The following is a 12,357-nucleotide window of genomic DNA, read 5'->3' on the forward strand; positions in this document are numbered from 1 at the left end:
GCGTTCATCGTCATGCCATTTAAATAATTTTTGTTGTTAGCTCCTACTTTTTCTTTAAATTATCACTATTGAGTGATGCTTTGCTTTTTTGAAAAAACATAGTTTAACTAAGGATGACAATTTAATCTCATACAAAAAAGATGATATTAATAAAGAAGGGTATTGAGATTGATATTAATAAACAAAAAAGGCGCTGATATCAGCGCCTTATCTATCATAAATATCTGTATTGAGACTCTCAGGTTTAGTCACAAGAAATTTTAATAGCTAATCCGCCTTGAGAGGTTTCACGATATTTAGCGTTAATGTCTTTACCTGTTTCGTACATTGTTTCAATGACTTTATCTAAACAAATACGAGGATCACTGACACGACGTAAAGCCATACGAGATGAGTTTACGGCTTGTACGGCTGCGATAGCATTACGTTCAATACAAGGAACTTGTACTTGTCCTGCCACTGGGTCGCAGGTAAGTCCTAAGTTATGCTCCATCGCAATTTCTGCCGCAATACAAACTTGTTCTGGGCTACCGCCTAAAAGTTCAGTTAATGCGCCTGCAGCCATTGAGCAAGCAACACCGACTTCGCCTTGACAACCCACTTCCGCACCTGAGATAGATGCATTCATTTTGTAAAGTGAACCAATAACACCAGCAACTAAGAAAAAGCGGGTGTAAGAGTTTTCATTCACAGGGCGAATAAATTTATCATAGTAAGATAAGACTGCTGGAATAATGCCACAAGCACCGTTTGTTGGTGCTGTTACAACACGTCCACCAGCTGCATTTTCTTCATTCACAGCAAGGGCAAACATGTTAATCCAATCAACAACTGTCATTGGATCGGTTGTGGTTTTATCTTCGGTTACTAACATACGGCGTAATGCAGAAGCACGACGAGGTACGCGTAAAGGCCCCGGTAATAAGCCTTCAGTATTTACACCGCGCTCAATACCTGACTTCATTACTTCCCAAACAGCCGCGAAATGAGCCGAAATCTCTTCTTTACTACGTAATGCTAATTCGTTTTGCATCACTAATGCAGATAAAGAAAGCCCTGTTTCTTTGCAATGGCGACGTAAATCAGCCGCATATTGATAAGGATAAGGAACTTGAACCACATTTTCTTCAGGTTGACCAAAATGCTCTTCATCAACAATAAAACCGCCACCAATTGAATAGTAGGTTTTCTTCAATAAAACCTGTTCACCGTTATAAGCGGTAATGGTCATGCCATTTTCATGGAGGGGTAGATTGGTTTTATGAAAATTCATACCGCCTTCAACCGGAAAATCGACTTCTTTTATGCCATTTGCCAGCATTAAGCGACCGGTTGTTTCTACTTGTTTGATAAACGGGGCGATAGAATCAATATCGACAGTATCAGGTAAATTTCCTGCGAGTCCCATAATAATAGCAATATCAGTTGCGTGACCTTTACCTGTTAAAGATAAAGAGCCATAAACATCAACGATAACGCGGGAAACAGAAGTGAGGAGATTTTTTTCAGCAAGTAAATCAACGAATTCCTTACCTGCTTTCATTGGACCTACAGTGTGAGAGCTTGAAGGACCGATACCAATTTTAAAAATATCAAAGACGCTAACCATAATATTCGCCTCCCTAATTAATTTAAAGGCGCAACTGTGTGATTATTAGAGTGTTAAGTGTCAGTTTTGAAACCTAAAGCTGTAATGGCTACTTCCGATTAAGGAAGTAGCCATTAGATGTCTTATTTAGCTCATGAAAGAGTTAACTAAGCTATAGAAAACAGCTGAGATTGCGATAAGACCCATAATTACAACAAATACGTTGCTGATGTGGCCTTCATATTTCTTCATCGCTGGTACTTTACGGATTGCATACATTGGCATCAGGAACAGTAACATTGCGATAATTGGGCCACCTAAGGTTTCAATCATACCTAAAATGCTTGGGTTTAATGTTGCAACAATCCAAGTTGTAATCAGCATAAACAGTGCAGTGATTTTGTTTAAACGATCTTTCTCGATTGTTTTACCTTTTTCACGCAGTGATTTGATGATTAAACCGTTGAAGCCTTCACGAGCACCTAAGTAGTGACCTAAGAAAGATTTAGTAATCGCAACGAAAGCAATAAATGGAGCGATATATGCAATAACTGGCGCTTCAAAATGGTTAGCAAGGTAAGACAGGATACTGATATTTTGTGCTTTTGCTTCTGCTAAGTTTTCTGGTGTTAAGCTAAATACACAGCTAAACACGAAGAACATTACAGTGATAACCATCATGATGTGCGCATAAGCTAAAATGCGTGAACATTTTTTCTCAGCGTTTTCGCCGTATTCTTCACGTTTCGCCACAGCAAACGCAGAAATGATTGGAGAGTGGTTAAAAGAGAACACCATTACAGGGATAGCTAACCATAAGGTTACTAATAGACCTTGACCCATACCTGATGTTGTTGCGTGATCAAAAGAGAGAGTCTCAAGAATCGCACCATTCCACTCAGGGATCAGATACAGTGCTAAGACCATTAGAACTGCAACAAATGGGAATACTAATACGCTCATTGCTTTAACGATAGCTTGTTCACCAAAGCGAATAATCGACATGATACCAACAATAAGTACCAGTGATAAAATTGCGCGAGGTGGTGCAGCCATGTGCATTTGGTTCACAATAAAGCTTTCTACTGTATTGGTGATAGCAACACTATAAACCAATAGAATAGGATAAATTGCGAAGAAATAGAGCAGAGTGATTAATTTACCTGCTGTTTTACCAAAGTGTTCTTCAACAACTTCAGTGATATCTTCACCTGGGTTTTTACCTGATAATACAAAGCGGCACATACCACGGTGTGCAAAGAAGGTCATTGGGAATGCAAGTACTAACATAATCAACAGAGGAATTAAACCCCCAATCCCTGCGTTGATAGGTAAAAATAGAACGCCAGCACCGATAGCCGTACCGTATAAACCTAACATCCATACTGTATCTGACTTACGCCATGCTTTGTAATCACCTTGGGTGTTACCCGACGCGATAGAACCAACTTTGGTTGTATCCATAATACTCTCCGAAATAACGCGGTAAAAAAATAATGAATAAAAAATAAGGGCGCGATTGTATTTCTTTTTAGAAACAATCACGGCATAAATTTAATTATGAATAAATGAGTGCATTGAGTACCTGGTGTTATCTCAATATCTTCAATTACCACAGATAAAAATCTTTAAATTTCAAAAGAATTAAGCTCTTTCAAAATTTGAAAAAATATTCAATAAGTTTATATCCAGACTTAAGAGGTGCAGAATATAGTGTTTTTCAGGATAAACTACCGTGATCACCATCTCAAATGCTAAATATAACTGAAAAACCTGAAAATGTAACATTTTTTATATTTTGTGTTTTTAGAGGGGGTTTTAAAATATTTTGAAATAATTTTCCAATTTTAAAGTAAGTGTAAAATAAAGCTAAATAATTAAATGTTCATATGTTAATGATTGTTTTTAGGTATTTTTATTATCTGGAAAATAAATGATTAAAATCAATTTGGTTATTTTTATTTACAATTAAAACATTATATTAACCTTGTATCCGATTGAAATAAAACAATAAATAATTTTCTTTAATTAATGTTTAAAAGTAGACAAAAGAATATAGAAACGATGTGATATGATTATTTATTAATGAATTTCTTTTATTTTATGAAATGAATATAGTTATATTTCGTTTATAAGTAGAATATTGTTTATAAATACGACAGTGAATTTGTTAATAAATGAGTTTGGTAGGTCGTTATATAACGAATATAAAAGTTTCATTTTGATTAAAATAACAACACATTTATTTTCTAGACAAATAATATAATAATAGAGAATATTTTTATTTATATATTAATATATTGAAGGGCAATGTTATTTAAGCTAAATATAAAAAAGACCACAATAAATGTGGTCTTTTTCGGTATTAGAAAGGTTAGGCCTTTGTCCAACCTTTACGAATAGGATAGGCAAAACAGAGTTGATAGAGCCTTTGTACCCATTTTTGGAGTATATCGCCACCTTTAGACCAGAAGATCTGGCAAAGGCCACAAGAAAGTAGAGCAACGATAAAAGCACCAATCATATCGATTGGCCAATGCACGCCAAGATAGATACGCGCCCAAGCAATCGCAAGTCCTAAGCCGAGCATAATATAGCCAATACGTTTGCTGTTATGCCAAAAGAGATAAGCTAAAGCAATGGTGAAAACAAACGTACCATGGTTACTTGGGAATGAAGGTGTTGCATCATGGTCGAGAAAGTTGTAACCAATATTAGCCGCAAAAGGGCGCTCATGAGGCGCAATTGCACCAATCATCCAAGAGATAGAAAGTGCAATACCTAAAGAGACGGCAGCTTTGCACACTAATGTTCTTTGCTGACTAAGATGTTTTTCATTACCCCATAACCAATAGAACACTAAAGATAACGGAAAAAGATAGACAAGGTACTTAGCAATAACTATCGCCGCACCGATTTCTAAAGGAGATGCCGTAGGTGTTGCATTCATCATTGAAAATACGGCTAAATTGAATTGTTCCAGCAAATTAGGCTCCATACATGTCGTACTGATAAGCGATGTTTATGATACATAATACGCAAGTTTTTAAGGGTAAATGAGGGAGTAATAGGGGTAAAGTGTTTTTTTCTTATTTAATTGTGCTTTTTTTAAAAGATTTGTCAGTTTTATATCAAACTGAGCTAAAGCATTCTTAAAAAGAGTATTGCGCTTATGTTATTGCTCTCACATCATTCTTTTTCTTATCTTCAACGAGGTATAACTTTATGTGGTTCCAGAAAAATATTGTCCTTAATTCAAGGCCAAGAGGATTTCACTTAATTACACAAGCATTGATTCAAGAATTACCAGAGCTAAGACAATACAAAATCGGAATTGCTCATTTTTTTATTCAACATACATCGGCTTCATTAACGATTAATGAAAATGCGGATCCAACAGTGCGAAGTGACTTTGAAAGCTTCTTTAATCAAAGCGTAAAAGAGGACGAAGATTACTATCTTCACACCTATGAAGGCAGTGATGATATGCCAGCGCATATTAAAAGTAGCTTACTTGGACAAAGTGTTACGGTTCCTATTAGTCAAGGTGAGTTGAATTTAGGAACTTGGCAGGGGATTTATCTTGGTGAACATCGAAATCACGGCGGTAGTCGTCGTATTATCGTAACCTTGCAAGGTGAGTGTTACTAAATTTCAGACAATAAAAAACCCGACAGTTATTTCACCAAAAGGGTTGAAACTATCGGGCTCCTCAATATTTGGGGACATCAAAGAAAAGCAGTGGCACTAATTCAGACTCCGGGTTAGAAAGAAAGTTCGCTAACTAATGAAAAAAAATAGAATTTTTTTTTAGAAAGAGAGAAAAGATGAGAGATAAAAAAGAGAAAGCGCTAAAACATATTGATAAATAAACTGTTTTAGCGCTTTTGAATTAGTTGTGGATGCCTAAATTTTCTTTAACATAAGCTTCAAAATCTGTGCAACCACCAATGTGTTTTTCATCAATAAAAATTTGTGGCACAGTTTCAACTTCTTTTCCGACAGTTTTAGATAAATCAGCTTTTGTAATTCCTTCAGCATGAATATCTACATAGCGGAAATCGAAATCATCAAGTTGTTCAGATAGTTTTTCAGCCAGTTGTTTAGCACGTACACAATATGGGCAACCTGGACGACCAAAAATAACAACAAACATACGACACTCCTTATTGAAGAAATAAAATTCAGGCATAATAGTTTCTATTGGTTGTTACTATGCCCTTTTATTAGGCTAAACAAAAACAGTTATTGCCTTTTAGTGTGATAAATTATACCAATTTGCCGAATAATGAGATAGGACTGCGATACAGCATTTAGCGGAGAAACAATGGAAAAGCCTTCAAATCGAGATATGAAATCACTGTCAGATATGCCAAAACCCATTATCATCATTGAGATAATCGGTATTATTTTATTAGTGGTTGCTTATCTTTATATCAACCAATATATGACTTCTCCGCAGTGGTTAGGAACGTATACAGGACAATTAACGTTAGTTGTTTTGGGCGTTATCTGCATGATCCCGCCTGCTATCCATATTGTATGGCGTGCTATTTATCGATTAACTTTTTTAGGGATTGATCATAAATCCACAAAGAGTAAGAAAAAAGAGAATAACGAAGAATAGTTAACTGTTTTTTCTCAAAAATGCATTAGAAACTAAGAAAATCCAATATGTAAATTGGCTTAATTTTCTTAGTTTTTCTATTTATTAGTGCCTTCAAGATAGAAAAAGTGGCAAAATAGCATCAATGCCAACAGGCACTCTTTTTTTTGCGCGTAAAGGTTATTTGAATGAACGCTGTTGTGACTACCGATCTGGATCAGCTAAAGTCTTGGCTTGATGAACTACAGATTGCTTACTATGAATGTGACTCTTGTCAGGCGTTACATTTACCACATCTTCAATATATCAGTGGTATTTTTGATGCCAAAATTGATATTCTTGAAGATGTACTTGTATTTACCGCTATCGCTGAGCTAAAGCCGTCAGCAATAGTGCCATTAATGGCAAATCTAAGCCAAATTAATGCAAGCTCTTTATTTATTAAAACATTTCTAGAAATTAGTGATGAGAACTTACCAAAATTAGTTTTTTGCCAATCATTTCCGGTTGCTGCAGGTATCTCACTGAATCAATTCGATCTGTTCTTACAAAAAGCAGAAGAGCAATCTGCTGAAGTCGTTAGCGAAATTTTTAATAACGGTTTCTTGTATGGTGAAAAACAAGAAAGTGAAAATGAAGAAGATGATGAAGACGAAGATGTTGAGATAAATAGCGCATCAACTGACTCCTCCTATACTGTACATTAATATTAATCTCCATAACGGTCACAAATCTTATGCAATGCGCACGATTTAGTGCGGGTGAATGTCATTCTTGTGAATGGCTTTCTCTTGCTTATCCTGAACAAATCAAGAAAAAACAGCACAACCTATTAGCATTACTGCCAGAAGATTATGCTTTTGATAAATTAGCGCCTATTGAAAGCCAACAAGCGCAGTTTCGTAATAAAGCAAAGATGGTCGTCAGCGGGAGTGTTGAAAGACCCGTTTTGGGCTTAAAAACTAAAGAAGGTGTCGCTGTCGATTTATGCGAATGTCCACTGTATCCAGTTTCTTTTGCACCCGTGTTTTCTATTTTGAAAACATTTATTGCAAAAGCAGGGCTAGTACCTTACGACATTGAACGCCGCCGTGGTGAACTCAAGTTTATTTTATTAACTGAGAGTCGAAGTAATAACACCATGATGTTGCGCTTTGTTTTGCGTTCAGAAAAAAAACTAGAACAACTTCGTAAAACACTTCCTTGGTTACAAGAGCAATTGCCTCAATTAGCGGTTATCTCTGTTAATATTCAACCTGTGCATATGGCTATTTTGGAAGGTGAACAAGAAATTATTCTGACAGAAAAAACATTCATGGATGAATCATTTAACCAAATTCCATTGCATATTCGGCCTAGAGGTTTTTTTCAAACTAATCCAGCGGTGGCTTCATCACTGTATGCCACAGCTGGTCGTTGGGTAAGAGAATTAAATATCACGCATTTATGGGATATGTTTTGTGGCTCAGGGGGCTTTGGGTTGCATTGTGTAGACAAATCAACCCAATTAACAGGTATTGAAATTAGCCCTGAAGCTATTGAATGTGCACGTTTATCAGCTCAGGAATTAGGGTTAGAGTATGTCGAGTTTCAAGCATTAGATTCAACAGGTTATGCATTAGCTAAAGAGTCTGTTCCTGAGTTAGTGCTTGTTAATCCACCAAGGCGAGGTATTGGTGAGGCATTGTGCGGTTATCTCAATAAAATGAAACCTCGCTTTATCCTTTACTCAAGTTGTAATGCTCAAACGATGGCAAAAGATATTCAGCAACTTTCTCACTATCGAATAGATAGAGTGCAGTTGTTTGATATGTTTCCTCATACTTCTCACTATGAAGTTCTTACGTTATTGGTATTACAAGACAGCTAAGATATTTATTACAAAATAGAGATTGAGTGTTAGTATAAATCAGCATTTAACGCTCGATGGATAACATCGGGCGTTTTCTTTTTTATTAGATGGGCATTCTATTTTATGCAGAATTTAAAAGCGTTGTTATTAGTGATGGTGTTATTGGGGCCTTTGGGGATCGATCTCTATTTACCGACAATACCTGCGATTGCTCAAGATTTAGGGAGTAGCGTATCCCTTATTCAATCTACTATTGCTTTATTTATTTTAGTCTTAGGTGTAGGGCAACTTATATCGGGGCCTTTGGTGGATAAGTTCGGTCGTAAACCAATCGCTATCGCTGGGATCCTTATCTATATTGTGGGTTCTATCATTGCAACGATTTCGACAGATTCAACGCTTTTTATTATTTCACGATTATTACAAGCTTCAGCGGTGTGCTGTACTTCCGTTGTGGCCTTTACCTGCGTTCGTGACTGTTTTAATGGTAATGAAGCCGCTCGCGTTTTCGGTTTTTTAAATGGCACGTTAAATATTATCCCTGCATTGGCGCCGCTATTAGGTGGATTATTGGCTGAATATTGGGGATGGCGTGCACCTTTCGGGTTCTTAATTTTCTATTCAGTGCTTGTATTAATCTTGATCACTCGTTTTTTACCAGAAACAAAACCTGAAAATACAGCTCAATCAAAACAAAAATTAGGTAAAACATACCTTGAGATTTTATGCAGTAAACGCTTTTTAACTTTTGCTTTAGTGAATGCAGGTACTATGGGAATGGCATTAACTTATGTGTCATTTGCCCCAATTGTATTAATGAATGATGCAAAATTATCAGCACTGATTTTTTCTATTGTTTTCGGTGTAAATGGTTTTTGGATAATGTTTGTCAGTTTTTATGCAAACCGGGTTATTCACCGTGTTGGTAGACCTATTTGTTTGATCTTAGGGGGCGGGTTAATGGGATTGGGCTGTGTGAGCTTGTTAGGTAGCTTGATATTTATTCCTGCTGAATTACAAAATCATTGGTTGATTTATATGCTGCCTGTGGCAAGTGCTTGCGCTGGTCTTGCTTTTATTATGGGGCCTGCGACAAGTTATGCTCTTGAGCCTTATTCACAAACAGCAGGTATTGCCTCTGCATTAGTGGGCTTTATTCAAATGGCAGGAGGGGCTGCTTTTGGTTTAACAGCACTGGCTTCAGCAGTGCAACCTAAATTAGCGTTAGCAATTGTGATGTTATTGGGCAGTTTATTAGCATTGAATGCTTATCGAGTAAGCCACAAAGAAGCGCTAATAGAAAAACAGGCTACGCAAGAATAGAACATGTATTTGTTGTTTATTCAAACATAAAAAAACACCCCGGAGTAAAAACTGCTGGGGTGTTTTTACATTGACAGTTTGGCTTGCTCGTTTTTAATTACGATGCTCAAACTCTAAGGCTTTCTTCTCTATTAATCGCATTAAGAGTGTCAGTATTCCGTTGATACACAGATAAATAATACCTGCGGCAACAAAAACCATCACATCATAGCTTTGACCAAAGACTTGTCGGCTATAACCTGTTAATTCAAGTAAGGTGATAGTACTGGCAAGTGAGGTACTTTTGAATATCAAAACTACTTCGTTTGAATATGATGAAAGCGCACGCTTAAATGCGTAAGGTAATATCACTCTTGCTGTTTGTACTGGTGACATTCCTAACGCTTGGCAAGATTGCCATTGTCCAGAAGGAATAGCTCTTACAGCACCATAAAAAAGCAAGGTTGAATAAGCTGCACTATTTAATGCTAATGTGACCATCGCACAGAACCACGGCGTTGATAATAACTCCCACATCGTTGGAAAGTTTTTCAACACAGGAAATTGCCCTGGGCCATAATAGATTAAGAAGAACTGCACCAATAAAGGCGTACCCGTAAATAAGGTAATATAGGCTTTGACTATTTGGCTAATGACAGGTGTTTTGAGTGCCAAAACAAAAGTCATTAAAACTGAAAGTGTAAATGCAACCAATAGAGCCACGGCTGTTAAAGACAGGCTTGTTGGTAATCCAGGTAAAATATCAACAATATAATCCCACATTATGAGGCACTCCGTTCAAATCGAGTCGTTCTCATTTCTAGCCATTTCAGGATATATTGACTGACCAAAGTAATTGCCAAATAAATCAATGCAACAATGCTATACCAAGTAAAAGGCTCTTGAGTACGGTTAGCGATACTTTGTGTTTGTAACATTAAATCATTAACACTGATTAATGAGACTAAAGCGGTATCTTTTAATAAAACTAACCACTGATTACCTAAACCTGGTAAAGCGTGACGCCACATTTGAGGCATGATAAAGCGGAAGAAAATAGTAATACGGCCCATACCTAATGCTTGGCCGGCTTCCCATTGTCCTGTTGGTACTGCTTTTAATGCACCACGTAAAGTTTGCGATGCATAAGAAGCATAAAGAAGTGAAAGGGCGATAACACCGCAATAGAAAGGTAATGATTCAGTATCACCAAAATCAACTTGTAAGGTGAAAGCACCGAGATCAATTCCATCCATTAGCATCATGACACCTTGTAGGGTGCCATAATAGACAAAAAGAACCACCAGCATTTCTGGTAGTCCTCTAATTAGTGTTACCCAACATGTTCCTAAGAAAGCAAAGGCTTTCCATCTCGCGGATTCCCAAGCTGTAAAGAGCATGGCTAGAATTAATCCGAGGATAAGAGCAGAAATAGCAAGTGAGACCGTTGTGACGGCCGCACCTGCTAGAGTTGTTATTTCATTCATTTATTAAGCTATTATTGTTATTCAAACCATTTTTTATAAATGACATCATAGGTGCCATCAGCTTTTACTTCAGCTAATGCTTTGTTTAATTTATCTTGTAAATCAGCATTACCTTTTCTTACTGCGATCGCAAGGCCTGTACCAAAGTAGTTAGGATCTGCAACTTTGTCGCCTACAATACCTAATTCAGGATTTTTTTTCAGCCATTCATTAACAACCGCAGTGTCACCAAAGATAGCTTCGATACGACCATTTTTAAGATCTAATACCGCATTTTGATAACTGTCATAAGGAACAGTTTTCATCTCTTTGTGTTGTTCATTGATGAATTTCTGATGGGTTGTCCCATTTTGAACACCAATTTGTTTGCCTTTTAGGCTCGCTACATCAGAGATTTTACCGGTTACTGTGATAAATACTGCTGAGTTATCATAGTAAGAATCGGTGAAATCAACTTGTTTTTGACGCTCTGGCGTAATATCAATACCCGCCATTAACGCTTCAAAGCGACGGAATTTCAGACTAGGAATTAAACTATCAAATGACTGATTGGTAAAGGTACAATCAGCATTAATTTTTGCACACATTGCATTTGCTAAATCAACATCAAATCCCACAATTTGATTATTCGCATCAATCATTTCAAATGGAGGATATGTTGCTTCAGTTGCAAAACGAATTGTCTCTTTCTCAGCCGCAGTTGCAGAAAGTGTAATACTGGTCAGAAGTGCTGCAAATAATATTTTTTTCATTGTCTGATCCTGATTTAGTGTGACAAGTAATTAGCAAAAGCTTCCGTTTGTGGAGCAGTGAAATGATAGTTATCACCTTGCTCTATAATACGGCCGTTTTCCATATATACAACTTTGCTCGCGGCTTTGCGTGCAATTTCAACTTCATGGGTCACAATGACTTGTGTAATACCCGTTTCAGATAGCTCTTTAATAATATCAACAACTTGAGCTGTAATTTCAGGATCTAATGCTGCCGTAGGTTCATCAAATAAGAGAACTTGAGGCTCCATCATTAATGCTCTTGCAATAGCAACACGTTGTTGTTGTCCTCCAGATAAATGCAGAGGAAAACGTCCTGCGTAATCACTCAAACGTAAACGCTCAAGCAATTTCATCGCTTTTTCTTTGGCTTGCGGTTTTGATAAACCTAATACACGGCAAGGTGCTTCAATTAAATTATCAAGAACCGTTAAATGTGGCCATAAATTGTATTGTTGAAATACCATGCCCACATTTTGGCGTAATGAACGAATTGCCTTTGCGTTAGGCTGTTGGCTAAAGTCAAAATGTAGACCCGCAATTTCTAATTCGCCTGAACGTGGCATTTCTAATAAATTAAGAACTCTCATTAGTGAGCTCTTACCTGCACCACTTGGTCCTAATAGAACCATTGTTTCACCAGCAGAGCATTCCAGATTAATATCATAGAGTGCTTGGTGCGAACCGTAGAAACAATTTATGTTTTTTAATTGAATACTCATGCGTTTTTTCTGAATAGTCATTAACTG

General features: G+C 36.9%; 13 protein-coding genes. 5 read left to right on the top strand and 8 right to left on the bottom strand.

The window, feature by feature from the left end:
* Window positions 1-244: 244 nt before the first annotated feature.
* From DK857_RS15125 to ybjG, 3 genes are all read right to left on the bottom strand, one after another.
* Window positions 245-1,609, bottom strand: coding sequence for an L-serine ammonia-lyase (locus DK857_RS15125; RefSeq protein WP_109393527.1), 1,365 nt, complete (start codon window positions 1,607-1,609; stop codon window positions 245-247).
* A gap of 126 nt (window positions 1,610-1,735) precedes the next feature.
* Entirely contained in the window at window positions 1,736-3,052 is a 1,317-nt protein-coding gene (locus tag DK857_RS15130) for an HAAAP family serine/threonine permease (RefSeq protein ID WP_109393528.1), read from the bottom strand.
* A 910-nt stretch (window positions 3,053-3,962) separates the two neighbouring features.
* A complete protein-coding gene (gene ybjG / locus DK857_RS15135) occupies window positions 3,963-4,574 on the bottom strand; it encodes an undecaprenyl-diphosphate phosphatase (RefSeq protein WP_109393529.1) in 612 nt (203 codons plus the stop codon).
* 239 nt (window positions 4,575-4,813) lie between these two features.
* Between ybjG and DK857_RS15140 the strand changes: the two genes are divergently transcribed.
* The gene (locus DK857_RS15140; RefSeq protein ID WP_109393530.1) at window positions 4,814-5,239 is read left to right on the top strand and encodes a secondary thiamine-phosphate synthase enzyme YjbQ; all 426 of its coding nucleotides are present in this window, start codon (window positions 4,814-4,816) and stop codon (window positions 5,237-5,239) included.
* Window positions 5,240-5,480: 241 nt separating this feature from the next.
* Here DK857_RS15140 and DK857_RS15145 read toward each other — a convergent pair whose 3' ends face one another.
* A complete protein-coding gene (locus DK857_RS15145) occupies window positions 5,481-5,744 on the bottom strand; it encodes a GrxA family glutaredoxin (RefSeq protein ID WP_109393531.1) in 264 nt (87 codons plus the stop codon).
* A gap of 171 nt (window positions 5,745-5,915) precedes the next feature.
* On the opposite strand from DK857_RS15145, the gene DK857_RS15150 reads away from it, so the two are divergent.
* The 4 genes from DK857_RS15150 (at window position 5,916) to DK857_RS15165 (ending at window position 9,369) form a co-directional block, all read left to right on the top strand.
* Window positions 5,916-6,215, top strand: a complete 300-nt coding sequence (locus DK857_RS15150) for a YbjC family protein (protein ID WP_075672489.1) — start codon at window positions 5,916-5,918, stop codon at window positions 6,213-6,215.
* Between the two features lie 167 nt (window positions 6,216-6,382).
* Window positions 6,383-6,901: a type III secretion system chaperone family protein gene (locus tag DK857_RS15155; protein ID WP_109393533.1), complete on the top strand. Its 519-nt coding sequence runs from the start codon at window positions 6,383-6,385 to the stop codon at window positions 6,899-6,901.
* Window positions 6,902-6,930: 29 nt separating this feature from the next.
* Window positions 6,931-8,064, top strand: coding sequence for a 23S rRNA (uracil(747)-C(5))-methyltransferase RlmC (gene rlmC / locus DK857_RS15160; RefSeq protein WP_109402607.1), 1,134 nt, complete (start codon window positions 6,931-6,933; stop codon window positions 8,062-8,064).
* Window positions 8,065-8,169: 105 nt separating this feature from the next.
* Window positions 8,170-9,369, top strand: coding sequence for a multidrug effflux MFS transporter (locus tag DK857_RS15165; protein ID WP_109402608.1), 1,200 nt, complete (start codon window positions 8,170-8,172; stop codon window positions 9,367-9,369).
* 93 nt (window positions 9,370-9,462) lie between these two features.
* Here DK857_RS15165 and artM read toward each other — a convergent pair whose 3' ends face one another.
* From artM to artP, 4 genes are read right to left on the bottom strand one after another with little or no spacing between them, the layout of a single operon-like run.
* Window positions 9,463-10,131: an arginine ABC transporter permease ArtM gene (gene artM / locus DK857_RS15170; protein ID WP_109393536.1), complete on the bottom strand. Its 669-nt coding sequence runs from the start codon at window positions 10,129-10,131 to the stop codon at window positions 9,463-9,465.
* A complete protein-coding gene (gene artQ / locus DK857_RS15175) occupies window positions 10,131-10,835 on the bottom strand; it encodes an arginine ABC transporter permease ArtQ (protein ID WP_075672479.1) in 705 nt (234 codons plus the stop codon). The genes artM and artQ overlap by 1 nt, the downstream gene beginning before the upstream one ends.
* A 17-nt stretch (window positions 10,836-10,852) precedes the next feature.
* Window positions 10,853-11,587, bottom strand: coding sequence for an arginine ABC transporter substrate-binding protein (artJ, locus tag DK857_RS15180; protein WP_023581291.1), 735 nt, complete (start codon window positions 11,585-11,587; stop codon window positions 10,853-10,855).
* 14 nt (window positions 11,588-11,601) lie between these two features.
* Window positions 11,602-12,330, bottom strand: a complete 729-nt coding sequence (gene artP / locus DK857_RS15185) for an arginine ABC transporter ATP-binding protein ArtP (protein ID WP_088493315.1) — start codon at window positions 12,328-12,330, stop codon at window positions 11,602-11,604.
* Between the last annotated feature and the right edge of the window lie 27 nt (window positions 12,331-12,357).

This window comes from Proteus terrae (genome assembly GCF_003144325.1).
GTDB lineage: Bacteria > Pseudomonadota > Gammaproteobacteria > Enterobacterales > Enterobacteriaceae > Proteus > Proteus terrae.